At 67.4% G+C, this 24,294-nt stretch carries 21 protein-coding genes; 10 read left to right on the top strand and 11 right to left on the bottom strand.

What is annotated here, in order from left to right:
* The first annotated feature begins 79 nt into the window (after nt 1-79).
* From ligA to AC2ITM_RS10695, 3 genes are all read left to right on the top strand, one after another.
* Entirely contained in the window at nt 80-2,545 is a 2,466-nt protein-coding gene (gene ligA / locus AC2ITM_RS10705; RefSeq protein WP_486466635.1) for an NAD-dependent DNA ligase LigA, read from the top strand.
* Nucleotides 2,542-4,629 (top strand): ATP-dependent DNA helicase RecG, encoded by a 2,088-nt coding sequence (recG, locus tag AC2ITM_RS10700; protein WP_486466634.1) that lies wholly within the window; start codon nt 2,542-2,544, stop codon nt 4,627-4,629. Before ligA ends, recG begins: the two co-directional genes overlap by 4 nt.
* Nucleotides 4,630-4,745: 116 nt before the next feature.
* Nucleotides 4,746-4,868, top strand: a complete 123-nt coding sequence (locus tag AC2ITM_RS10695) for a hypothetical protein (protein ID WP_486466633.1) — start codon at nt 4,746-4,748, stop codon at nt 4,866-4,868.
* 1,008 nt (nt 4,869-5,876) lie between these two features.
* Here AC2ITM_RS10695 and AC2ITM_RS10690 read toward each other — a convergent pair.
* Together AC2ITM_RS10690 and AC2ITM_RS10685 are read right to left on the bottom strand one after the other, a co-directional pair.
* Nucleotides 5,877-7,283, bottom strand: a complete 1,407-nt coding sequence (locus AC2ITM_RS10690) for a methyl-accepting chemotaxis protein (RefSeq protein ID WP_486466632.1) — start codon at nt 7,281-7,283, stop codon at nt 5,877-5,879.
* A gap of 57 nt (nt 7,284-7,340) precedes the next feature.
* Entirely contained in the window at nt 7,341-7,790 is a 450-nt protein-coding gene (locus AC2ITM_RS10685; RefSeq protein WP_486466631.1) for an iron-sulfur cluster assembly scaffold protein, read from the bottom strand.
* An 81-nt stretch (nt 7,791-7,871) separates the two neighbouring features.
* Here AC2ITM_RS10685 and hisI point away from each other — a divergent pair, with 81 nt between their 5' ends.
* Nucleotides 7,872-8,231, top strand: a complete 360-nt coding sequence (hisI, locus tag AC2ITM_RS10680; protein ID WP_486466630.1) for a phosphoribosyl-AMP cyclohydrolase — start codon at nt 7,872-7,874, stop codon at nt 8,229-8,231.
* A 109-nt stretch (nt 8,232-8,340) separates the two neighbouring features.
* Here the strand turns inward: hisI and gluQRS are convergent, their stop codons facing one another.
* The 3 genes from gluQRS to trmFO are packed head-to-tail and all read right to left on the bottom strand — an operon-like array spanning nt 8,341 to nt 10,755.
* Nucleotides 8,341-9,195, bottom strand: a complete 855-nt coding sequence (gene gluQRS, locus AC2ITM_RS10675) for a tRNA glutamyl-Q(34) synthetase GluQRS (protein ID WP_486466629.1) — start codon at nt 9,193-9,195, stop codon at nt 8,341-8,343.
* A gap of 4 nt (nt 9,196-9,199) precedes the next feature.
* Nucleotides 9,200-9,406 carry a hypothetical protein gene (locus AC2ITM_RS10670; RefSeq protein ID WP_486466628.1) on the bottom strand — a complete coding sequence of 69 codons (207 nt, stop codon included), beginning with the start codon at nt 9,404-9,406 and terminating at the stop codon, nt 9,200-9,202.
* Complete coding sequence (gene trmFO, locus AC2ITM_RS10665; protein ID WP_486466627.1) at nt 9,403-10,755, bottom strand: methylenetetrahydrofolate--tRNA-(uracil(54)-C(5))-methyltransferase (FADH(2)-oxidizing) TrmFO; 1,353 nt, start codon at nt 10,753-10,755, stop codon at nt 9,403-9,405. The genes AC2ITM_RS10670 and trmFO overlap by 4 nt, the downstream gene beginning before the upstream one ends.
* A 116-nt stretch (nt 10,756-10,871) precedes the next feature.
* Between trmFO and AC2ITM_RS10660 the strand changes: the two genes are divergently transcribed.
* The 6 genes from AC2ITM_RS10660 to AC2ITM_RS10635 all read left to right on the top strand — a co-directional run bounded on the left by AC2ITM_RS10660 (nt 10,872) and on the right by AC2ITM_RS10635 (nt 16,101).
* Nucleotides 10,872-11,294 (top strand): PaaI family thioesterase, encoded by a 423-nt coding sequence (locus AC2ITM_RS10660; protein WP_486466626.1) that lies wholly within the window; start codon nt 10,872-10,874, stop codon nt 11,292-11,294.
* 163 nt (nt 11,295-11,457) lie between these two features.
* The gene (gene rplM / locus AC2ITM_RS10655) at nt 11,458-11,919 is read left to right on the top strand and encodes a 50S ribosomal protein L13 (RefSeq protein WP_486466625.1); all 462 of its coding nucleotides are present in this window, start codon (nt 11,458-11,460) and stop codon (nt 11,917-11,919) included.
* A gap of 5 nt (nt 11,920-11,924) precedes the next feature.
* A complete protein-coding gene (gene rpsI / locus AC2ITM_RS10650) occupies nt 11,925-12,413 on the top strand; it encodes a 30S ribosomal protein S9 (protein ID WP_486466624.1) in 489 nt (162 codons plus the stop codon).
* Nucleotides 12,414-12,720: 307 nt separating this feature from the next.
* Entirely contained in the window at nt 12,721-13,590 is an 870-nt protein-coding gene (gene ppk2 / locus AC2ITM_RS10645) for a polyphosphate kinase 2 (RefSeq protein ID WP_486466623.1), read from the top strand.
* A complete protein-coding gene (locus AC2ITM_RS10640; RefSeq protein ID WP_486466622.1) occupies nt 13,583-14,203 on the top strand; it encodes a TetR/AcrR family transcriptional regulator in 621 nt (206 codons plus the stop codon). Before ppk2 ends, AC2ITM_RS10640 begins: the two co-directional genes overlap by 8 nt.
* Before the next feature lie 68 nt (nt 14,204-14,271).
* The gene (locus AC2ITM_RS10635) at nt 14,272-16,101 is read left to right on the top strand and encodes a methyl-accepting chemotaxis protein (RefSeq protein ID WP_486466621.1); all 1,830 of its coding nucleotides are present in this window, start codon (nt 14,272-14,274) and stop codon (nt 16,099-16,101) included.
* A 2,119-nt stretch (nt 16,102-18,220) separates the two neighbouring features.
* Here the strand turns inward: AC2ITM_RS10635 and AC2ITM_RS10630 are convergent.
* The 6 genes from AC2ITM_RS10630 to AC2ITM_RS10605 all read right to left on the bottom strand — a co-directional run bounded on the left by AC2ITM_RS10630 (nt 18,221) and on the right by AC2ITM_RS10605 (nt 24,265).
* A complete protein-coding gene (locus AC2ITM_RS10630; RefSeq protein WP_486466620.1) occupies nt 18,221-19,162 on the bottom strand; it encodes an alpha/beta fold hydrolase in 942 nt (313 codons plus the stop codon).
* Entirely contained in the window at nt 19,155-20,096 is a 942-nt protein-coding gene (locus AC2ITM_RS10625; protein WP_486466619.1) for a homoserine O-succinyltransferase, read from the bottom strand. The genes AC2ITM_RS10630 and AC2ITM_RS10625 overlap by 8 nt, the downstream gene beginning before the upstream one ends.
* A gap of 41 nt (nt 20,097-20,137) precedes the next feature.
* Complete coding sequence (locus AC2ITM_RS10620; RefSeq protein ID WP_486466618.1) at nt 20,138-21,010, bottom strand: ATPase; 873 nt, start codon at nt 21,008-21,010, stop codon at nt 20,138-20,140.
* 96 nt (nt 21,011-21,106) lie between these two features.
* On the bottom strand, nt 21,107-22,018 hold the full coding sequence (locus AC2ITM_RS10615) for a DMT family transporter (protein ID WP_486466617.1): 912 nt from the start codon (nt 22,016-22,018) through the stop codon (nt 21,107-21,109).
* A gap of 58 nt (nt 22,019-22,076) precedes the next feature.
* A complete protein-coding gene (locus AC2ITM_RS10610; RefSeq protein ID WP_486466616.1) occupies nt 22,077-23,033 on the bottom strand; it encodes a DUF1697 domain-containing protein in 957 nt (318 codons plus the stop codon).
* On the bottom strand, nt 23,030-24,265 hold the full coding sequence (locus AC2ITM_RS10605; RefSeq protein ID WP_486466615.1) for a cation:proton antiporter: 1,236 nt from the start codon (nt 24,263-24,265) through the stop codon (nt 23,030-23,032). Before AC2ITM_RS10605 ends, AC2ITM_RS10610 begins: the two co-directional genes overlap by 4 nt.
* Nucleotides 24,266-24,294: the final 29 nt, after the last annotated feature.

Genomic DNA, 24,294 nt, shown 5'->3' with positions numbered 1-24,294 from the left:
CCTTGTGGAAGACGCCCCCTATCACTCGGCTTGAAGGGCTCGGATGGGCCCGAGTGCCGAAGTGAAGGGGGCGTTTGCCATGGTCAGCGAAACAAACGGTGCCGGTGACAAGACCGATGCTCCGGCCGGGACGGCCGGGCTGGAGGTGGCGCAGCTGACCGCCGAACAGGCCTCGGGCGAACTGGCGCGTCTGGCGCAGGTGCTGGGGCAGGCCAATGTCGCCTATCACCAGGCCGATGCGCCCGAGATCAGCGATGCCGAATATGACCGGCTGAAGCGCCGCAATGCCGAGATCGAGGCCGCCTTCCCGGATCTGAAACGCGCCGACAGCCCGTCAGAGCAGGTGGGGGCAGCGCCGGCCGATGGGTTCGGCAAGGTGCGTCACGAACAGCGGATGATGTCGCTGTCGAATGCCTTCGAGGACAGCGATGTCGAGGAATTCGCAAGCTTCCTGCGCCGTTACCTGAACCTTGTGCCCGATGCGCCGCTGGCCTGCACGGCGGAACCCAAGATCGACGGGCTCAGCCTGTCGCTGCTTTACGAAGACGGTCAGCTGATCCGCGCCGCCACCCGCGGCGACGGCGAAGAGGGCGAGAACGTCACTGCCAATGCCCTGACCATCCCCGACATTCCGCACCAGTTGCAGGGCGCGCCTGCCCGGCTGGAAGTGCGCGGCGAGGTCTACATGGGCCATGCCGACTTTCGGGCGCTGAACGAACGGCAGGAGGCGAAGGGGGCCAAGACCTTTGCCAACCCGCGCAACGCCGCCGCCGGATCCCTGCGCCAGCTGGATGCCGAGATCACGCGCGCCCGTCCGCTGAAATTCTTTGCCTATGCTTGGGGCGTGCTGTCGGAACCGCTGGCAGAGACCCAGATGGGCGCCATCGAACGCCTCAAGGCGCTGGGATTCCAGACCAATCCCCTGACCCGCCTGTGCGAGACGCCACAGCAGATGCTGGCGCATTACCATGATATCGAGGCGCAGCGCGCGACGCTTGGCTATGATATCGACGGGGTGGTCTACAAGGTCAACGACCTGGGGCTGCAGGCGCGGCTGGGGTTCCGTTCGACCACGCCGCGCTGGGCGATTGCGCACAAATTCCCCGCCGAACTGGCCTGGACCCGGCTGGAGGGCATCGACATCCAGGTCGGCCGCACCGGTGCCCTGTCGCCGGTCGCGCGGTTGCAGCCGGTGACGGTGGGCGGCGTCGTGGTCTCGAACGCGACGCTGCACAACGAGGATTACATCCTGGGCCGCAACAACACCGGAGAGGAGATCCGCGACGGCAAGGATATCCGCGTCGGCGACTGGGTGCAGGTCTATCGCGCCGGGGACGTGATCCCCAAGATCGCCGATGTGGACCTGTCGAAGCGCCCTGAAGGCGCGCAGCCCTATGCCTTTCCGCAGGTCTGCCCGGTCTGCGGATCGGAAGCGATCCGCGAGGAGGGCGATTCGGTCCGCCGTTGCACCGGTGGCCTGATCTGCTCGGCTCAGGCTTTTGAAAAGCTGCGCCATTTCGTGTCTCGCAACGCCTTCGACATCGAGGGGCTGGGCGCCAAGCAGGCCGAATTCTTTCATGCCATGGGCTGGATCGCGGAACCGGCCGACATCTTTACCCTGCCGGCCCGCGATGCGGACGGCGAACGCCTGGTCCGCGACCCGAAAAAGACCCTCGCGGCGCTGGAAGCCGCCGAGGACCAGCGCGGCGAGGCGATGGTCCGCATGGCCGAGATGCTGCGCGGCGCGGGCGTCCCCGTGGACGAGACCGACGCCGATCACATCGTCTCGGCCATCCGCCACCTGGCGCAGACGCCCTTGGCACAGGTCAAGGGCTGGGGCTCGAAATCGGCCGAGAACCTCTTTGCCGCCATCGACACCCGCCGGGTGATCGACCTGAACCGCGTCCTCTTCGCCCTCGGCATCCGCCATGTGGGCGAGGTCGTCGCCGGCGACATTGCAAAGCATTTCGGCACCTGGGATCGGCTGGTCGAGGTGCTGGACCAGGCCCGTGCTGCGCAGGAACGCCATCTGGCCGCCGAGGCCGCTGAAATCGCGGAACGGGCCGAGGCGAAAAGGCAAGGCCGTCGCGCCTCGCTGAAGACCGCGCGCGATGCCGTCTGGGCCGAGGCGCCCGAGGTGCCGCGCGCCTCGAAAGCCGCCTGGGAAGAGCTGGTGGGCATCGAGGGCATCGGCGCCAAGGTCGCCGCCGCCCTGACCGCCGCCTTTGCCCAGGAGGCCGAGCGCGCCTCGATCGACCGGCTGGTGGCGCAGCTGCAGATCCAGGCGGTCGAGGCGCCGCAGACCTCGGACAGCCCCGTCGCGGGCAAGACCGTGGTTTTCACCGGCACGCTGGAAAAGATGACCCGGGCCGAGGCCAAGGCCCGCGCCGAGGCGCTTGGTGCCAAGGTTTCGGGGTCCGTTTCGGCCAAGACCGACCTGCTGGTGGCGGGGCCGGGGGCGGGCTCCAAGGCCAAGAAGGCGGCGGAACTGGGCGTGGAAACGATTGACGAGGACGGCTGGCTCGCCCTCATCGGCGACGCATGAGCGGCCGTCCCGAGGCGCTTTTCCCGCTGTTCGCGCAGCTGTCGTCGCTGCAGGGGGTGGGGCCGAAGACCGCGAAGGCGCTGGAGGGGCTGCATGTCGCGCTGCCGCGGGATCTGCTGTTCGTGTTGCCGCATTCGGCCATCGACCGGCGGCGGCGCGACATGATCAACGGTCTGGTGCTGCCCGCCACCGCGACAGTCGCGGTGCGGGTGCTGCGCCATGTCCCGCCGCGCGGCCGGGGCGCCTACCGGGTGCAGGTGGCAGATGCGGAAACCCAGTTCGACCTGATCTTCTTCCATGCCCGCGCCGCCTATCTGGAACGCATCCTGCCGGTCGGCGAAGACCGCCTGGTCTCGGGCCGGCTGGAGCTTTACGATGGCCGTGCCCAGATGGCCCATCCCGATTACGTGCTGGAGCCCGGGGATACGTCCGAGATCCCCGAATTTGAACCCGTCTATCCGCTGACCGCGGGCGTCACCCAGAAGGTGATGGCCAAGGCGGTGGCGGCCGCCCTGCAGCGCGCGCCCGAGCTGCCGGAATGGATCGACACGGCGCAGAAGGCACAGGCCGAATGGCCCGACTGGAAGCGCGCGCTGACCTTTGCCCACACGCCCTCGCGCGGTGGCCCGCCTGATCCCAAGGATCCGTCTCGCGAACGGCTGGCCTATGACGAACTGCTGGCGCATCAGCTGACGCTGGCGCTGGCGCGCAACCGCAGCCGGGCTTTGCGCGGGCGGGAAAGCCATGGCGACGGGCGGCTGCGCGACAAGGTGCTGGCGGCGCTGCCCTATCAGCCCACCGGGGCGCAACTGCGCGCGGTGCGCGAAATCGCCGCCGATATGGCCGCGCCCGAGAAGATGATGCGCCTGCTGCAGGGCGACGTGGGGGCGGGCAAGACGCTGGTGGCGCTGCTGGCGCTGCTGGTGGCGGTCGAATCGGGGGGGCAGGGCGTGCTGATGGCGCCGACGGAAATCCTGGCTCGCCAGCACCTTGCGGGGTTGCAACCGTTGGCCGCTGCCGCCGGTGTCCGGGTCGAGATCCTGACGGGCCGCGACAAGGGCGCTGAGCGTCGCCGCAAGCTGGAGGACCTGGCCAGCGGTGCCATCGACATCCTGACCGGCACTCATGCGGTCTTTCAGGACGAGGTCGCCTATCACGATCTGCGCCTGGCCATCGTCGATGAGCAGCACCGCTTTGGCGTGCGGCAGCGGATGCAGATCGGGCGCAAGGGGCAGGCGGCGGACATGCTGGTGATGACCGCCACGCCCATTCCCCGCAGCCTTTCGCTGGCGCAATACGGCGATCTGGACATTTCGGTGCTGGACGAGAAACCCCCCGGGCGCCAGCCGATCCGCACCTCGCTGGCCGGGACCGACCGGCTGGACGAGGTCGTGGCCCATCTGGACCGCGCCACCGGCGAGGGGCAGCAGGCCTATTGGGTCTGCCCGCTGGTCGAGGAAAGCGAGGTCACGGACCTGGCCTCGGCCGAGCTGCGGTTCAAATACCTTCGCGCCGCCCTGGGCGAGGGGCGGGTGGGGCTGGTCCATGGCCAGATGCCCGCCGAGGAAAAGGACGCCACCATGGCGGCCTTCCAGGCGGGCGAGCTGGACGTGCTGGTGGCCACCACGGTGATCGAGGTCGGCGTCGACGTGCCCAATGCCTCGATCATGGTGATCGAGCGCGCCGAGGCCTTCGGCCTGGCGCAGCTGCACCAGTTGCGGGGGCGTGTCGGGCGCGGCGCGGCCAAATCGACCTGCCTGCTGATGTACCAGCCGCCCCTGTCGGAAACCGCGACGAAGCGCCTGGGCCTGATGCGCGAGACCGAGGACGGCTTTCGCATCGCCGAGGCCGATCTGCACATGCGCGGCGCCGGCGATCTGATCGGCACCGCGCAAAGCGGCCTGCCGCGGTTCCGCGTCGCCGATCTGGAGACCCAGCCGCAGCTGATGGCCATTGCTCAGAGCGATGCCCGCGCACTGCTGGCCCGCGATCCGGATCTGACCTCGGACCGGGGCAGGGCGGCGCGGGTGTTGCTGTGGCTGATGGGCCAGGACGAGGCGATCCGCCTGATTTCAGTGGGTTAGGCCGAGTCTCGACATTTACCCCTGATTTGTTCCCTATAGTTCTTAAAAAGTTCTTTACTGCGGCGGCGGAATATGGGAACAAATCAGCAACAAGAGTCACCGCAGGGAACAGACAGATGCTGAAACAAATCATCCACGTCTTCCGCCAGTCTCCGGCCACACTGGTGGTCGATGTCATAGGAGTGGCGGCACTTGGCGTCCTGCTGGTGGGATCGCTGTATCTGCCGTCATTCATCTGAATGGAACAAAACGGGAATTCCGGGCGGCAGGTCCGGGATCCCAGGGATCAACGGCCCCGTCCCGGTCCGTTGCTGCAAGTCGCGACGCGGCGCGCCGCACCCCCACGTGGTTCTCTGGTCTGCCTATCCCGGAGCGTCGGGTTCGCCTCATACCCCGGCGGCGCCATTCCCCCGAGCACTTGCATTCCTGGCCGCTTCGCTTGCCTGAGCGGAGCGGCCCTTTTTGACTGTATTGCAAGCGGTCTTTTCGAAGGATGTGCAGAGCGGCCCTGTCTGGCAGGCCGCTGAAAAGGTCTGAGGCGTGCGCCTCTGGCCTCGTTCCTCAGCCCCCGATGGGCCGCATTTTCCTCACCTCGACGAGGGGCCCGAAAAAGACGCCGTTCTGCGTCGAACCGGCTGCCTTTGCAGTTTTTCGGCGTCCTGCCCTCATGATCTCTGACACCCCTTTGTTTCGCGCAATATATTCCACCGCGTCCGGGCGCGGCATAGTCTGGATGCGTAAGGCAGGAGACGGAACTGAGACGACGGTTGAGCAAGCTCTCAGGCGCGGGTCGGGGACTGCATGACCCGTGGTTTCATCTTGAGGCAGCCTCGGTCCAAAAGACCAGCATCGACCGGGTCGGCCCATGACGGGCCCCCATCGCGTCCCCTCCGCAACCTTGCACATCAGCGTGATCAGGGGCCTTTCTCGGCTATGGGCGGGCTGCCGTTGTCATGGGGCGGGCTTAAGGCTCTGGCGATGGTCCAGACGCAGCCAAGCCTCTCTCGCGTGGTGGCCGTGGTGACGACCACCTTCGCTTTTCCAGCCGCGATCAGATGTCGGTGGCGTTGGCACATCCGTAGCGGTCCCGTCCAGGCAATGTCCCGCAGGGCTTTGGGCAGGGCAAGCTGCTGCAGCCCGGTATGTCGGCGATCAGTGCCGACAGGCCGGGGGCCCCTGCAACCTGATGGGCCGTGCGATGGCGTTTCGCACCAGGGTCCGCTGGATCGTGGCGGCCGGCCCTTGGCCTAGAACCGGTAGGCCAGCCGCAGCCCGCCCCAGTGCCGGCCCTTGACCATGATCGGTGCCGAGAGATCCTTCATCAGGACAAAGTCACCGCCCCCCATGTCGCGACGATAGACCTGCAACAGGAAGGGATGGCGGTTGCGCCCGGCCTTCAGCCCGACGCGATCGTCGAAAATGCGGCGGTTGCGGCAATGGGCCATGTTCCAGACCGGATCGTCGCTGGGCTCTTCGGAGAAGGCGCTGTTGTGCGTCGGCAGGTAGCCGTTGCGGTCGACGGCAGCGCAGAACACCACCCGGCGATCAAGATCCAGGGCGTCTTCCTGCAGATCGGCGATCAGGCTGTCGGTCAGCTTGGTGAAGCGGGTCGTCACCTGCTGCGGATCGGAATTGGGCACTGGTCGGTAGTCGCTGTCGAAGAGATCCGCCATGCTGGTACGCCCGATCTCGACCGCCTCGTCGAACAGGGCCGAAATCTGCGCCGCCCGCGCCTGCACATCCTTGATCAGCCGCAGGTCGTCCGAGCCTCCGCCCGCCATGACGCTGTTCTGCACCATGCTTTCGGACATGTCGATCAGGCCGGAGACGCGCTCGCAGGCCTCGCCCAGGGTGTCGGCGCTGGATTGCATCACGTCAAAGCTCTGCTCGACCTGGGGGGCGAAGCGGCGCAGGGCGTCCTCGGCCTCGGCGGCATCGTCGCGCACCAGTTTCATGCGGTGCACCGTTTCGGCAAAGCTTTTCTCGACCTCGGTGTTGCGGGCCTGGGCGGTCTGCGACAGCGCCGAAAGTTCCTGCGAGGTGCGGGCGACGGTGGTGGTTTCCGATTTCAGCGTGTGGATCCAGTCGGCCATGCGTTCGATATTGTCGCGGATCTGTTCGGCTGCGGTGCCGGTCTGCTGCGACAGCGCGTTGATCGCATCGGCGACGACGGAAAAGCCGCGGCCCATCTCGCCTGCCCGGGCGGCCTCGATCTTGGCGTTGATGGCCAGCATGTTGACCTGGGTGGCGATGGCGGCGATCTGGTCGTTGCTGGCCTGCACATCCTGCAGCACGTCCTCGACATCGGTGGTTCGGGTATCGAGCTTGCCCACCCAGCCCAGTACCTGCGCCCCCAGATGACCGGACTGGCGCGACATCTCCAGCGCCTCGCGGAAGGCGGTTTCGGTCGTTTCGAGCTGGTCATAGGCCTTGCCGATGGTCGCCATGACGGCGGCATTCATCTGCAGCACATGGCCCGAGTCCTTGCGCATGGACTTCAGCTGGGCCAGCAGCGCCTCGGTCCGGTCGGTCATTTCCTCAAGAAAGCCGCTGACATCGACGATTTCGCGTCCGATGTCCGAGGCCGTGCCCGCCAGCCGGTCGAGCGAGAGGTCCGCAGGGCGGGGATCGGGAAAGGAGATGTCGTGTTCCATGCCGGGCCGTTGAGAAGACTGCCCGTTTCGGATTAGGCCCGAATTGCCAAGATGCGGTTAAGCACAGTGGCTTTGTTCGGCCTGTTCCATCGCCTCGCAGAGCGCGTCGAGCGAGAGCATGATCGAGGCATGGCGGTTCTTGTAGTCGCGCGCGGGCAGCAGCACCTCTAGCCCGTCGAAGGGGGCGGCGGGGACGGGGCCTGCGTCCTTCAGCATGGCCTTCAGCGCGTCACGGGCGGTGATCAGCTGATCCTTGGTGCAGCCGATGACCTGTGCGCCCACCACCGAGGCTGCGGCCTGGCCCAGGGCACAGGCGCGCACCTCCTGGCCATAGGCGGCGACGCGGCCATCCTTGAGCGTGACATCGACGGTGATGGTCGAGCCGCAGAGCGGCGCGCGCTTCCTGACCGTGGCGTCGGGCGCCTCCAGCCGGTCCTGGTGGGGAATGTCGGCCGCAAGCGCCAGGATGCGGTTGGAATAGAGCTTGATCAGGTCGGTGTCGCTCATGGGGGCTCCGGGGGCTGTGGCATTGGCCGGGTTGCTGTCTTAGATAGGCCCCGGACACCGCAATGCAAAGGGCCCTTCCGGATGAGCTTTGATCCGCAGACGCTGAAATACGACGACAAGGGGCTGATCCCCGCCATCGCCCAGGATGCCGAGACCGGCGAGGTGCTGATGATGGCCTGGATGAATGCCGAGGCCGTGGCCCGCACGCTGGAGAGCGGACGGGTGACCTACTGGTCGCGCTCGCGCCAGGGGTTCTGGGTCAAGGGCGAGACCTCGGGGCATGTGCAGGAGCTGGTGGATTTCCGCGTCGATTGCGACCGCGACTGCCTGCTGGTCACCGTGCGGCAGCAGGGGCCGGCCTGCCATACCAACCGGCGCTCGTGCTTTTACACCGCGGTGCGGGAGGGCGAGGAAGTCGAGCTGATGAAGCCGATGGTCTGAGGGGCCGTGGTGGGGGGGCGCTGCCCCCATCGCGCCTTGCGCGATTCCCCCGGAGTATTTGGGGCCAGATGACAGGGAAGCCGGGGCCCGGCGGGCGCTTCGGGCCGGATCAGAGGCCGACCATCTCGCGGATGCCTGCGGGGGTGATGCCCTGGGCGCGGTAGAGCGAGAGGGCGCGGGCATCATCGCGTTTCGCCAGCCGCTTGCCGTGTGCGTCGCGGATCAGGCGGTGGTGGCGGTAGAGCGGCGTCGGCAGGTCGAGAAGCGCCTGCAGCAGGACGTGGATCGCGGTGGCCTCGAAAAGGTCCTGGCCGCGGATGACCTCGGTGATGTCCTGGGCGGCGTCGTCCACCACCACCGAGAGGTGGTAGGAGGTGGCCATGGCGGGGCGGGAGAGCACGACGTCGCCGACCTGGTGGATCAGCTGATCGGCCGGGACCGGGATCAGGCCGGTTGCGCCATCGGGGCCGGCGCCGCATTCGACGAAGGCCAGCGGCCGGGTGCGGGCGGTGGCGCGCGCCATGTCGAGCCGCAGCGTGATGCCTTCGGGCAGGGGCCCTGCGGGCGGCGTCGCGGGGCGGCAGGTGCCGGGATAGACCAGCCCGTCGGGCCCGTGCATCGGGGCGCCTTCCTGAGGGGCCGAGGCGGCCTCGGCGATGTCGCGGCGGCTGCAGAGGCAGGGATAGAGCAGCCCCATGTCCCAGAGCTGCTGCAAGGCCGTGCGGTAGGCGGGCAGGCGGTCGGACTGGCGCATCACCGGATCCGGCCAGGAGAGGCCCAGCCAGTGCAGGTCATCGAGGATCTGTGCCTCCCATTGCGGGCGGGCGCGGCTTTGGTCGATGTCTTCCATGCGCAGCAGGAAGGTGCCGCCCGCCGCCCGCGCCAGGTCATGCGCGATCAGCGCCGAGAAGGCGTGACCGAGGTGCAGCGGACCCGTGGGCGAGGGGGCGAAGCGGGTGCGCAAGGGCCTAGTCGCGGTGCCAGTCCTGCCAGCGGCGGTCTTCGCGCCGCTGGTAGATCAGGATCCAGGCCAGCAGGATGAACATCGGATGGGTCAGCCCGCCCGAGAACAGGATCGCCGGGACCCAGATCAGGAAGACCACGATCGCCACGAAGGGCCGCCCGGCGAAGAGGATCGACAGCGGCGGCAGGAACAGCGCCAGGACATAGTTCATTGCGTGACCTCCTGCGGCGAGAGCCAGGCTGACCAGAGTTCCTTGGCGCGGTCGGTATAGCCCTTGTAGCGGTCCTTGCGGCCGCGGCGGCCACCGCGCACGCCGTCGAGCGGCGGGAAGAGGCCGAAGTTCACGTTCATCGGCTGGAAGGTCTTGGCCTCGGCGCCGCCGGTGATGTGGTGGATCAGCGCGCCCATGGCGGTTTCCTGCGGCAGCGGCGGCAGCGGCCGGCCCAGGATCTCGGCCGCGGCATAGCGGCCCGCAAGCAGGCCCATGGCGGCGCTTTCCACATAGCCCTCGACCCCGGTCACCTGACCGGCGAAGCGGATGTTGGGACGCGATTTCAGCCGCATCTGGTCATCCAGCAGGGTGGGAGAGTTCAGGAAGGTGTTGCGGTGGATGCCGCCCAGCCGGGCAAAGCGGGCATTTTCCAGCCCCGGGATCATCCGCAGCACCTCGGTCTGGGCGCCGTACTTCATCTTGGTCTGGAAGCCCACGATGTTGTAAAGCGTGCCAAGCGCATTGTCGCGGCGCAGCTGCACCACGGCATAGGCCTTTTCCTCGGGCTTGTGGCTATTGGTCAGGCCGACGGGCTTCATCGGCCCGTGGCGCAGGGTCTCGCGGCCGCGTTCGGCCATCACCTCGATCGGCAGGCAGCCGTCGAAGTAACCGGCGGTCTCGCCCGCGTGGAATTCGGTCTTGTCGGCGGCCAGCAGGGCGTCGATGAAGGCCTCGTACTGGTCCTTCGTCATCGGGCAGTTCAGATAGGCCTTCTGCTCTTCCTCGGTCTCGCCCTTGTCGTAGCGCGATTGCAGCCAGGCCACGCCCATGTCGACGCTGTCGGCATAGACGATCGGGGCGATGGCATCGAAGAAGGCCAGCGCATCGGCACCGGTTTCCGCCTGGATCGCCTGGCCAAGCGCGGCCGAGGTCAGCGGCCCGGTGGCGATGATCCACTGGCCGTCCTTCGGCAGCTCGGTGATCTCTCCCGGCTCGACACTGATCAGCGGATGCGACAGCAGCCGGTCGGTGACGGCTTCGGCGAAGGGGTCTCGGTCCACGGCCAGGGCGCCGCCGGCGGGCAGGCGGTGCTGGTCGGCCATCTCCATGATCAGGCCGCCGGCCGCGCGCATCTCCCAATGAAGAAGGCCGACGGCGTTCTGTTCGTCATCGTCGGAGCGGAAGGAGTTGGAGCACACCATCTCGGCCAGGTGGCCGGTCTTGTGCGCGAAGGTGCCAACCTGGGGGCGCATCTCGTGGATCACCACGGGCACCCCGGCCTGGGCGGCCTGCCAGGCGGCTTCAGAGCCCGCCATGCCGCCGCCGATGATATGCAATGTCTGGGTCATGGGCGGCATGTAGGCGAAGGCGGGGCGATTGCAAAGGGGCTGCGCGGGGTCCGGCGCGAAAAGGGCTGTTTTCCGCAGCGCCCGATCGGGCAGGATGCCGGCAGGAGGAGACCGCCATGGATCTTGACGCGATGCGCGCCTTTCTGGCCGCCGAATTCCCGCAGGTGGCCGGGGATTACCTCCCCGGGGCCGATGCGCATGGGCTGCTGCTGCGGCTGCGGGTAGCAGAGCGGCACCTGCGCCCCGGGGGCACTGTGTCAGGACCGGCGCTGTTCGGACTGGCGGATGTGGCTTTTTACCTGGCGCTGCTGGCGCGGATCGGACCGCAGGCGCTGGCGGTGACGACCTCGGGGCAGATCGACTTCATGCGCAAGCCCGCGGCCGGCGTCGATGTGATCGCCCGCCCCGAGATCCTGAAGCTGGGGCGCGTGCTGGCGGTGGGCGAGGTGCGGCTTTATTCCGAAGGGTTGGCGGATCCGGTGGCGCGGGCTGCGCTGACCTACTCGATTCCGCCCCGGACGGGCGCGGGGCAGGGGTAATTTCATGGGGTGCTATAATACCTATTTTTCAACCAATTGATCATAAAGGAATAATTTGCCTATCAGCCAATTGACTGGCCCGGATTTGACGGTATAACCCGCCCATCACGTCGCCCGCGGGTCTTCGGATCGCGCGGGCTGCCAAATTTCAAAGGGCACCGTCATGAAAACCTTCTCTGCAACGCCTGCAGACATCGACAAGAAGTGGATCATCATCGACGCCGAAGGCGTCGTGCTGGGCCGTCTTGCATCGATCGTTGCCATGCGCCTGCGTGGCAAGCACAAGCCGTCGTTCACCCCCCACATGGATATGGGCGACAACGTCATCATCATCAACGCCGACAAGGTCCAGCTGACCGGCAAGAAGCGTGGTGACAAGAAATACTACTGGCACACCGGCTTCCCGGGTGGGATCAAGGACCGCACCGCGGGCCAGATCCTGGAAGGCAAGTACCCCGAGCGCGTCGTGACCCTGGCGGTCAAGCGTATGCTGCCGGGCAACCGCCTGTCCCGCCAGCAGATGACCAACCTGCGCGTCTACGCAGGCTCCGAGCACCCGCACGAGGCGCAAGCGCCCGAAGTGCTGGATGTCAAATCCCTGAACTCCAAGAACACCCGGAGCTGAGTCAGATGGCCGATCAAGTGAACTCCCTGGAAGAGCTGAAGGGCGTCGTCGCAGAAGCCGGCACCGTTGCTGCTCTGGATGCACCCCGCGCGCCCGTCCGTGACGCGCTCGGCCGTTCCTACGCGACCGGCAAGCGCAAGGATGCGGTTGCCCGCGTCTGGGTCAAGCCCGGCTCGGGCAAGATCGTCGTGAACGGCAAGGAAATGAGCAAGTACTTCGCTCGTCCCGTTCTGCAGCTGATCGTCTGCCAGCCCTTCGGCATCGCAGGCGTTGACGGCCAGTTCGACGTCGTCGCCACCGTCAAGGGCGGCGGTCTGTCCGGCCAGGCCGGTGCGGTCAAGCACGGCATCTCGAAAGCCCTGCAGCTCTTCGATCCGTCGCTGCGCGCCGCTCTGAAGGCCGCTGGCTTCCTGACCCGCGACAGCCGCGTCGTGGAACGGAAAAAATACGGCAAGCGCAAAGCACGCCGCAGCTTCCAGTTCTCCAAGCGCTGATTTCCGGCGTTTCGATTTCGGAAAGGGCCCGCTTCGGCGGGCCCTTTTCCTTTGCGCACCGCCTATCCGGCCCGCCCCCCGGCTTCCCTGTCATCTGGCCGGAAATACTCCGGGGGAACCCGCGCCCGGGCGCGGGTGGGGGCAGCGCCCCCCCCAACCTCACGGTCCCGTGCCAGGGCCTCCGTCTCTCCCTCCCATCCGCCTTTTCCCAAGGCTTTTCTGGCGCTTCGCTGCCGTGCCCCTTTCAAGTGAACAGGTTTCACATTACATCTTCCGCACGCCCGTCCCACGACCCGGAGGAAGCCCCTTGGACCTGCCCTTCAACGGCGCCATCAGCGCCTATTACCAGACCGAGGCCCCCGAACCGATCCGGCAGGCCATCGCCCTGGCCGACCATGGCGACATCCTGGACCCGTCCTATCCCTATCCCGAGCGCCTGTCGCGCAAGGCCTACGAGGCCGAGCTGCAGGCGCTGCAGATCGAACTGGTCAAGATGCAGGCCTGGGTGCAGGCTTCGGGCGCGCGGGTGGTCTGCCTCTTCGAGGGCCGCGACGCGGCCGGCAAGGGCGGCACGATCAAGCGCTTCAGCGAATTCATGAACCCGCGCGGCATCCATGTGGTGGCGCTGCCCGCCCCCCATGAGCGCGAGCGCGGCCAGTGGTATTTCCAGCGCTACATCAAGCATCTGCCCACCGCCGGAGAGATCACCTTCTTCGACCGCTCCTGGTACAACCGCGCCGTGGTCGAACATGTCTTCGGCTTCTGCACCCCCGAGCAGCGCCGGCATTTCTTCGCCCAGGTTCCGGGCTTCGAGCGGATGTTGACCAGCGACGGCATCCACCTGTTCAAGTTCTGGCTGAACGTCGGCCGGGCCGAGCAGCTGCAACGTTTCCTCGACCGCGAGCGTGACCCGCTGAAGCAATGGAAGCTGAGCGAGATTGACGTCCAGGGTCTGCCACGCTGGGACAGCTATTCCCGTGCCATCCACGAGACCCTCGACCATACCCATTCCGACGATGCCCCCTGGACGGTGGTGCGCAGCGACGACAAGCGCCGGGCCCGTCTGGCGGCGATACGCATGGTGCTGAACGCGCTCGATTATACCGGCAAGGATGAGCGCGTGGTCGGCCGCCCCGATGCGCTGATCTGCGGCGGCCCCGGGATCTGGGATGCCTAAAAAGCGCGGATATCACCATGGCAACCTGCGCCAGGCCCTGGTCGAGGCCGCCCTTGCCCTGATCGAGGAAAAGGGCCCCACCGGCTTTACCCTGTCCGAGGCCGCCAAGCAGGCCGGGGTCACCCCCGCTGCCGTCTACCGCCATTTCGAGGGCCGCGAGGACCTGATCGCCGAGGCCGCGCGGCAGGGCTACGTGATCTTTGCCGATGTGATCGAATACGCCTACCAGACCGGGCAGCCCTCGGCGCTGGCGGCCTTCGAGGCGACGGGCCGCGCCTATCTGGCCTTTGCCCGCCGCTATCCGGGTCATTACATCGCGATGTTCGAAAGCGGCATCTCGGTCAACCGCACGACTGAGCTGGCGCATGAGGCGCAACGCGCCCGCGCCGTTCTGGAACGCGCCGCGCGTGACCTCTCGGGGCATATTCCGGTCGAGAAACGCCCGCCGCCCTCGATGGTCTCGGCCCATGTCTGGGCGATGTGCCACGGCGTGGTCGAGCTGTTCGCGCGCAATTCCCCCGGCACCCAAAGCCCCTTCAACCCCGAGGAACTGCTGGAAAGCGGCGTTGGCATTTACCTGCGCGGGCTGGGGCTGATCGCGCCGGACCTTTAGGGGTTAAGGCTCGGGAAAGGCGAATCTGGCACCACCGGGGGGAACTGTCATTCGCACCGGGGTCCGATTTGAACACGCTCACCGCCGAACCCGCGCCGCAGGCCACGGCCCGTGGTGCCTCGATCTCCGATGCCATGAAGCCGGGGGCCCTTGGACCGCGGTTCGAACGCAGCCGACGTCAAAGCGCCCGCCACCTGGCCATGGGGTGCCTCGGGCTGGCCCTGCTGGCGCTGGCCACGGCGCTCTGGGCGGGCAATGGCACCTGGCCGGTGGCCCTGGGGATGGGCGGGCTGCTGGGGCTGGCGGCCCTGCTGCTGCAACGGCTTGAGGGCGAGCCCGCGCGCACGGGCCTGTCGCTGGTGCTGACCGGGCAGTGCATCGTGCTGAACGTCGCCTCGATGGGGACGGGGTTGCAGCCTGACAGCCACATGTTCTATTTTCTTGCGCTGGCCGGGATTGCCACGCTCAGTACCCTGCGCGGGTTGGCGGCGGCCGTGGGGCTGGTCGCGCTGTACCTGGTGCTGGCCAGCCTGTTCTTCCCCCGGCTGGCCTATCTGACGACCGATACCGGGCTGGATCTGCTGCGGACGGTCTATCTGACCGGTGCCCTTTGTGCTGCCGCGCTGTGCCTGGCGGGGATCACCCGGGTGCGCCTGCTGCAGGCCCTCTATTCCGAACACCGCCATACCCAGCTGGAGGCCGCCATGGCCGAGGCCCGCACCGCGCTGGATCAGGTCGATGACCGCGAGCGTCAGGCGATCGAGGCGGTGGAACTGGCGGAAGAGGCCTCGACCGCCGCCACCCGTGCCCGCCGCGATGCCGAAGAGCTCCTGGCCCGGGCCGAGGAAAACGCCGCTGCCACCCGACGGGCCGAGGCCGAGGTGGCCGAGACCCAGGCCCGACATCGCCGCGAGATCGAGAAGGTCATTGGCCTGCTGCGCGACAAGCTGGCGGCGCTGGCGGCGGGGGATCTGACGACGCGGATCGACCAGCCGCTGCCCGAGGATTTTGCCGGGCTTTCGGACAGTTTCAACGCCGGGGTGGCGCGGTTGGAAGAGGCAATGACCGTGGTCCAGGCCGAGGTCGTCTCGATCCGCAACCAGTCGCGCGAGATCGCCGATGCGGCCGAGGACCTGGGCCAGCGCACCGAAAAGCAGGTTGCGACGCTGTCGGCTGCGGCCAGCATGCTGCAGCAGCTGACCGACCTGATCGAGGAGATCGCCCGCGACACCGGCGCTGCCCGCACCGCGACGGAGGCCACCCGCAACGAGGCCAGCCAGGGCACGTCCCTGATGGGCACCACGGTGTCGGCGATGGATCAGATCGAGGGCTCGTCTTCGGAGATCCGCAAGATCATCACGGTGATCGACGACATTGCCTTCCAGACCAATCTGCTGGCGCTGAACGCCGGCGTCGAGGCGGCGCGGGCGGGCGAGGCGGGACGAGGCTTTGCCGTTGTGGCGAACGAGGTGCGGGCACTGGCGCAGCGCAGCTCGAACGCCGCCAAGGAGATCGACGCACTGATCAATGCCTCGGCCTCGAACGTGAACCGCGGGGTCGAGCTGGTCAAGACCACGGGGGCGGCGCTGTCAGGCATCCGCACCGCGGTCGAGCGCACGGTGGAGCGGATGCAGGCTGTCTCGGAAGCGACGGCCGACCAGTCGCGCGGCCTGCGCGAAGTCAACACCGCGATCACCGAGCTGGAGGCCTTTACCCAGTCCAATGCCGCGATCTTCGAGGAAACGCTGTCGGCCAATGCGGTACTGTCGGAAACCGCCAACACGCTGGCGTCCAGGGTGGGCGAGTTCCGCATCTCTGGCGGGGTGGATCTGAACGACCGGCGGATCGCCAACAAGCGCCTGGGCCGCGAGAATGCCCCCGAACGCCGCCGCGCCTGAGGCGGTCGGACCGGGGCGGGTGAGGGCGCGTTGTCCGGACGAAGCCGATCCGTGGGTCTGGGGTGACGGGCATTGGGACCCTGCGTCGAGGCGGGCGCGGATGGCCCGGCTGGATGGCTTGGGGCGAGATTCCCATGGAACCGCACGGGCCTCATCGGAGGGGCAGTCCGCCCGGGTCCCAGGCAGGGCTTCAGGAGGCATGTGGGGAGACGCCTTCGGGCTGAGGCCCGGAGCGGCGGATGGGACTGCGGGCGCCGGGCTCGAAGGGGCGGGTCTGAGCCTGCTCTGACGGGCGAATTGGTCTGGCGCTTTCGGGGCAAGGCCGCGTGGAAACGCGGTGCCGACGTCAGGGGGCGTGGCGGTCAGAACCCTTCGGGCGACCACAACCAAGAGAAGGGTAAATCGCATTCGTTGCGCTTCTGAGAGGGGGGCGGATTCCGTTCAGCGGGTCGCAGCCGAGGGCGATTGCGATCCGCCGCACCTGCCCGGGCGACCCTGATCCCCGGCACGCGCGCTTATTAAATCTCTGATGCAGGCCTGTACGTTCCGCGCCATGTCTCTGCGGACTTCAGTCTGTACGTCAGGATATGGGGGTTGCCCATTCCCGCCCCGATCGTTTCGAACCGGGCCCGACTGTTCAGTGGCGGCGGGATGTCCTTTGGGTTTTCTCCCGAAGGGCTATCCAAATCATCGACCAGTTCCGCTGTGGTTCAGGGTGACATTCGATGGGGTTGCCCGCCGTACAATCGTGCCCAGGCAGGCCGTCTCTGAACCAGGTGATCCAGTATAGCCGGATCGGGATGCCGCATTCCCAGCTCGTGTGGCGACAGGTCCGGTCTTCGCCCCGCGGCCGGCATGGCTGGCGTCCGCCTTTGCAAACCGTCCCCTGGCCGCAATGACCAATGCAGGCGGCTGTGGCGCAGTGGTCGCGACCACCGGCCGCGATGGCCAACGGATTGAACTGGCCGCGGCCAAAACCCTGATCAACGGCTTCATGCGGGGCGATGGACTGTGGGCGCCGCCCATCCCTTTGCGCTGAAGCGCCCGGGCATCTGGGGCGGGTCGGGACATTGGGCCATCGGCGGCGGCGTTCCCCAAGTCTGTGCCGGATGCGGCCAGAGCGCCGCGCGAGATGCGCCCTATTCTGTCGTCCTGCTGCCGAGCGATGCGGACCATCCCGAAATCGGGGCGATCAGGATCAGCCTCAGGATCGGCAGGCGATCTTGCCTTTGGTCAATTCTGGCCACGCTGGTTCACCGTTTCGAACATCGCGGGCCGTCGAGGATCAAGCAATGTCCCTTCCGCCTGCCGATCCGGCGGTACGGCTTGGCGGGATGGGGTTCAGATCGCCTCAGATGAACAGCTTGAGCAGACGTGGCCGGTCCGCCCGTTCGTGCAGCGGACGCGTGGGAGAAGTCAGGACGCTACAAAGCGTGCTCTGACCCAGAGGTCCGCGATCGGGAGAGGCCCCTACCGATCCAGCCGTCCGGCCGATCCGGGCATAGGCCCCTGACCATGATCAACGTCCTGAATGAAATCTGCCGTCTCTGCCCCCGGTCAAGTTGCGGACCCCCGGCTTGCTCTTGGCCTTGGTCGCCACCGCACACTCCATGGCAATGAAGTTCCACAGAAATCCGACCGGGCGCTTTGGGTTTGATGGCGAAGCGGTTGCGACAAGCCGCCGACATGTCGATAAGGCGCCAGATGCCGTAGCGCCGTCCCTGGCGGGCGTTCCAAGGCGGCGATCCTGATGACGGCCCTGCGCCGGTCCGAACCGGAAGGACGCCGGGCGCCGTTCCGCATGAGGCCCGCCGGTTCGGGCGCAACGGTGCCATTGCCGCGCCGATGACCATGGCCCCGCGTCCTCCGACGGGGGGCTGCGACAGGCTGTCGGCTGTGATCCTTGCGCTTTGGGGGCTGGGGCGCCGTGCCGGTCAATCCGATGGCGCAGGCGATCCGCCCCCCGGGCGGGATGCCGCAACATGCGGCATGACGGCAGGGGCCTTCTTGCGCAATGCAGTGCTGGTCGGTGCGGAGCCCGGATCCGAGGGACGCCGTGCCGGCGGATCATGCGGCGCGCAGGGGCAGCGCGTCACATGGGACACATCGGGTGCCGCGTCTAGCGGCGGGCCACAGCGCGGTCGATGGCTGCAATGACCTGGCCCCGGGCAACATGGTGGGGCATGTGACCGATGCCGGGCAGGGTGGTCAGCCGGGCGCCGGGGACCTGTGCCACCAGGCGGGCGGAGTGGATCTGCAGGCCCACGGTGGTGTCGGCCGTGCCATGGACCACCTCCAGCGGCAGCGCCAGCTGCGGATAGCGTTCGGCCTGAACGGCCAGTTCTGCGCGCAGACGGGTGCGCTGGCGGGCGTTTTCGACGAAGGCGGGCGGGCGCAGGATCAGGCCCAGGCCGATGTGATCGGCATAGCCGTCCGGGGCGGGCTGCGGTGCAAAGACGCCCCGGATCTGGCGGCGAAGATGGCGCTCGGGTACCCAGGCGCGGATCAGTTGCGCCAGCACCGGCCCCAGCAGCGGGATCGACAGCCGCGCATGGAAGGCATCCAGCCGTCCGCCCCAGGGATGGCTGGCCCCCGCGACGGAAACCACCGCCCCCGCACCACCATCGGCCAGAAGCGCCCAGGCCAGTGCCACCGCACCTCCGTAGCTGTGCCCCAGCACCACCGGCCGGACCAGCCCCAACTGCCGCGCCGCCGTAGCCAGCAGGTCGGCCTGTCGGGTGATCGAGGCCGCGCCATGGCCCAGCGGCGCGCTGTAGCCCAGCCCGGGCCGGTCGAAAACCGTGACGCGGTAGCGCTTTGCCAGCTCAGCCGTCAGTCGGAAGGTGAAATCGCGGCTGTTGCCAGAGGCCCCGTGGATCAGAACCACATCCGGCCCCTGGCCCTTTTGCACGACATGCAGCCGGTGCCCGCCGACCAGGATCAGCCGCCCTTCCGGCGGCGTCTCGGTGCGCGCGGCCGCGTCGCGACGGGCGCCGCGCAGCACGGTCGCCCCCACCAGCGCCGCGATCAGCAGGGCCAGCGCCAGCAGGCCGTCAGCCAAGGGCAGCTTCCTTGTGGCCAATGGCCATAAGATCGTAGGGGGTTTCCTGGTAGATGTAGTTGACCCAGTTGCCGTAGAGCAGATGCGCATGGCTGCGCCAGCGGTTCAGCGGCACTTTCGACGGGTCGTCGTCGGGATAGTAGTTGACCGGCACGCTGATCGGCGTGCCCCCGGCGACGTCGCGATCATATTCCTGCTTCAGCGTGTCGCTGTCGTATTCGAAATGGTTGAAGACATAGAGCGCATTGTGGCGCGGATCCTCGACCAGGCAGGGGCCGGTGTCGGCATTGCCCAAAAGCGTGCGCAGCCCCGGAGCGGCGTCAATGTCGGGCTGGCGGACCTCGGTCCAGCGCGACACCGGCACGGTGCAGGCATCCGAGAAGCCGCGCAGGAAGGGCGAGGTCGGCGCCAGGTTCACCTGCGGATAGCAGCCGAAGGATTTGGCCGGCAGCAGGTGTTTTGGCACGCCATGGAAATAGTTGATCATCGCCATGCCGCCCCAGCACACCCCGAAGGTCGAGAACACATGCCCCTGGGTCCAGTCGAAGACCTCGCACAGCTCGTCCCAATAGGTGACGTCCTCGAAGGAGAGGTGCTCGATCGGGGCGCCGGTGATGATCAGCCCATCGAATTTCTCGCCGCTGGCCTTCACCTCCTGGAACGGGCGGTAGAAGGATTCCATGTGCTCGGCCGCGGTGTTGCGGGTCTGATGCTCGCTCATGCGGATCAGCGACAGCTCGATCTGCAGGGGGGTGGCGCCGATCAGCCGGGCGAACTGGTTCTCGGTCTGGATCTTCTTCGGCATCAGGTTCAGCAGGCCGATGCGCAGCGGGCGGATGTCCTGGCGCGCTGCCTGGTCCTCGGACATGACCATGACGCCTTCGCGGGTCAGGACATCATAGGCGGGCAGGTCGGAGGGGATCTTGATCGGCATGTCTGAACCTTAACTGGGGCTCCGGGGGACCACCCCCGGACCTATGCGGCTGCGGTGCCCTGCCGGTCGATGGCCTTGGCCACCAGGGCACTGAAATCCTCGGCGCTTCGCACGGTAGCGACTTCGTCTGCAAGAACCGTTACCCCGCGACGTGCCATCGCCGCATAGCGCGGCTGGCGGTGGGCCAGGGCGCGGGCATAGGTCCAGCGGACGAAGGCGTCCGGGTCGACGGTATCGGGGCTGCGTGCGAACGCCTCCAGATATTCGGCCCAGGCCTTCCGCAGGAAGGAGGGCTCGTAATACATCGGTTTCGGCGCCCGGTCAAAGCGTCGGATCAATTCTTCCGTATGGGCTTCGCTGCCCTTGATCCAGATCAGCAGGGCGGTTTCGGCCAGGGCAGTCAGGATCGGATCCTGCGGGTCCTCGGGGTCCACCACCTCGCAGATCGAGCCGCCGCTGTCGCAGACGAAATGCGGATAGCCGTAAAGGCTGCGCGAGCGGTCGACGAAGGGCGCGGTGTCCATCAGCGAGGCGATCTCGGCGCGGCGGTGCTGGTCCTGCCGGATCATGTAATCCTCGAAGGGCAGGCCACCTTTCGCCGCATCGCCCGGTTTGCCCAGGTAGGTCGACAGCGGCGCCAGGTTGTTGAAGGTGATGTTCGAGCCGATGTAGATCGAATCCGACATCAGCAGTTCGCGCAGGAAGGGCACCTGCATGGCGTGGCGCTTGGCATTGTCGGCGATATGCTCGCCCATGTAGCGGGTGCCGATGCGGTAATCGACCGAGTAGTGGAACCAGTCGCCGCTGTCGCGCAGCAGATTGGACAGGTAGGTCTTGCCCAGCCCCGACATGCCGAAAAGCAGCACCTTCTTCTCGGCCGCGTCGTGCCATTGCTGCGCCGTCTGGTAGAGCATTCGTCCAGGACCCTTAAGATGCCCCGGTCGGGGCGGTTGTGTCGCGCCCTGCCTAGGCGATGCGGGCGGGGGCGTCAAACCCCCGCCCGGCGGCCATCACGGCTGGCGGGCCAGCGGGGTCGGGGCGTGGCCTTTGGGCCGGGTTTCTGCCCAGATATTGAGGTAATTTCCGGCAAAGATCACCGCCGCCCCCAGCAGCACCAGCGGGTCGAACGGATCGCCCAGCACAGCCGTGCCGACGATCGCCGCCAGCGGCAGGCGGGTAAAGTCGATGGGCACGACGACCGTGGCAGGGGCACAGCGCAGCGCCGAGGTGACGCAGAAATGCGCGGTCAGCCCGGCAACGCCGACCAGCACCAGAAGCGGCAGGGTATCGGCGTCTGGCAGGGTGACATGGCCGTCGTATCCGGCACAGATCAGGCCGAAGACGCTTTGCAAAGCGGTCATCCAGAACAATATGCAAAGTGTCGGGGTGGTGCGCGTCAGCCGCTTCGTGGTCAGGAAGGTCAGGGCAAAGCCCACGGCGGCGATCCCGGCGGCGATCACCCCGGGCGACAGCGGCTGCGATCCGGGCCGCGTCACCACCAGGATGCCGATGAAACCGATCACGGCCGAGGTCGCCCGGATCCGCGTGATTCGTTCCCCCAGCAGCAGCGGCGACAGCAGAAGCACCCAGAGCGGAGAGGTGAACTCCAGCGCGAAGACCTGGGCCAGCGGGATCACGGTGATGGCGAAGAACCACAGGTTCTGGGCGGTGAAATGCGCCAGATTGCGGCCGATGTGCAGGCCGAAATGCCGGGCCGAGACCTCGGGCCAGCGGCCGCGCAGGGTGATCACGGCGATCATGATCACAAGGCCGGTCAGACTGCGCCAAGTCATGATTTCGAAAGTGTCGTAGGTGGCGCCCAGGCTGCGGCCCAGAACGGCCATGGCCAGGAATGATACGATTGCGCCGCTCATCCACAGGACGGCGCGCAGCACGTCCTTGCCTTGGGTCTGTTGCGTCACCGGGGGTCCTCCTGCTTCCGACAGCCTGTGTGACGGGGTGCGGCGCGGGGTGCAAGGCTCAGCCCTGTGCGATAAAGCGCCGAAGCGTGTTCACATTGCGCATGGTCACCGGCTGGCCCAGGATGGGCTCGATCCGGGCAGCCAGTTTCGACCGGCCCAGCCCCTGCGGCAGATGCAGGTAAAGGCAGCCGGGACCGGCAGCGATCTTTTCAAACTGTGTTGCATGACTTTGCAAAGGGGTCAGATCGAAAGCGGCCTCGGGATCTGTCAGCAATGCCAGGTGCAACTGCGCCGGGTCGCCCTCGAAAGGCAGGTGGTCCAGCAGGTCCTGCAGCTGGGCCGGTGACAGGGCGCGGATCGCGGGGTGCAGGCCGAAGTGAGTGGCGATCACCCGCTGGACGAAGGCGGCAACCTTGGCCGGGGTCGCAGAAGGACCCGCGCCGCTGTCGGGGTTGGCGGTGGGAACCGCTGGGGCCCCCTGTCGGGTGGTCTGATCAGAGGTACCGTCCGGGCTGGCGACGGGAACCGCTGGGGCCCCTTGGCGAGGGTCAGAAGTACCACCCGGGCTGGCGACGAGAACCGCCGGGGCATCCTGGCGGGTGGTAGGATCAGAGGTGCCTCCCGGGCCGACGGCGGGAACCGCTGGGGCATCCTGATTGAAGGTTTGGCCTGGGGTGCCGCCCTGGCTGCTGCCGGGATCTGCACTGCCGCGCGGCCCGACGGTGGGGCCGCAGGTTTCGGGTGGTGCGACGGGGCGAGTGGTGATCTCGGGGCGTGCCGGATCCTTGTGGGCGGGGCCGGGCAGCATCCGGCGCTGCGGGGCGTCGCAGGGCAGGGCGTCACGCGACAGATCCGGCAGCGGATCGGGCAGGGTGAGGGCGACATTGCCGCTCTGGATCAGGGTGCGGACGTCCCGGGCGCCGGCCCCTTGCAGGGCGGCGCGCAGATCGGCCATCGCCAGCCTGCCCGCACCGCCCACGTTGATGCCGCGCAGCAGCACCAGCCAGCGGGTCACTGGCCCACCTTCTGTGCCAGCCGTCCCACCGTCAGCCCCTGCACCAGGATCGAGAAGATCACCACGCAGTAGGTCGCCGCCAGGATCAGGGGCTTGGCTTCGGAGTCGGGCAGCGACAGTGCCAGCGCCACCGAAATGCCCCCCTTGAGCCCGCCCCAGGTCATGATCGGGATGGTGCCGTTGCCGAAATCGCCCCGCGCCCGCAGCAGCAGGATCGGCACCGCCACCGACACCAGACGCGCCAGCAGCGACAGCCCGATCGCCAGCGCCGCCGCCAGCAGGTAGCTCGCCTTGAAGGCCACGGCGAAGACCTCGAAGCCGATCAGCATGAAGAGGACGGCGTTCAGGATCTCGTCGATCATGGTCCAGAAGGCCTCGACATATTTCCAGGTGCGCTCGGACATGGCGCGGCGGGCGCCGATGTCGCCGATCAGCAGGCCCGCGCTGACCGCCATGATCGGCGCCGACAGGCCCAGGGCATCGGCCAGGGCATAGCCGCCGAAGGCCAGCGCCAGGGTGATCATCAGCTCCAGCGCGGGCTCGTCAATGCGGCGCATGATGCGGAACACCAGATAGCCCAGCACCAGCCCGGCAATGATCCCGCCGCCCGCCTCGCGCGCGAAAAGCATGAGCGCGCCGCCCAGGCCGGCATGGGCCTCGGTCCCGGTGCCGGGGAAGGCGATCGCAACCAGCAGCAGGTAGACGACATAGCCCACGCCGTCGTTGAACAGGCTCTCTCCGGCGATGCGGACCTCGAGCGAGGGGCGCAGATGCGCGGCCCGCAGCACCCCCAGCACCGCCACCGGATCGGTGGGCGAGATCAGCGCCCCGAAGACCAGCGCCGTCGCCAGCGGCAGCCCCGTCATCCAGGAAAAGCCGTAGCCCACCACCGCCGTCGACAGCCCGACGCCCAGCGTCGCCATCAGCAGCACCATCTTCCACTGGCTGCGCAGCTCTGCCACCTTGACATGCAGCGCCCCGGCAAACAGCAGCAGCCCCAGCATCCCCTCCAGCAGGGCCTGCGAGAAATCGAAGCCGGTGACAAGGTTGCGCATCCGGGCGGCCAGGCCGTAGCCCGGGAAGACCAGATCGAACAGCATCATCCCGACCGAGGTCAGCAGCGCCCCCAGCAGGATCCCGATCGAGGCCGGCAGACGGAAGAGGAAATAATTGATCGTGCCGAAGGCGGCGGCCAGCACGATCACGAGCGAGGCGATCTGGATAATCGACATGGAACCGGAGGATCAGTTTCGGGGGCCGG

The sequence above is a fragment of the Pseudooceanicola sp. NS-SX9 genome (assembly GCF_057380705.1).
The sequence above is the reverse complement of the archived record's forward strand: the minus strand, read 5'-3'. Positions and strand labels throughout refer to the sequence as shown.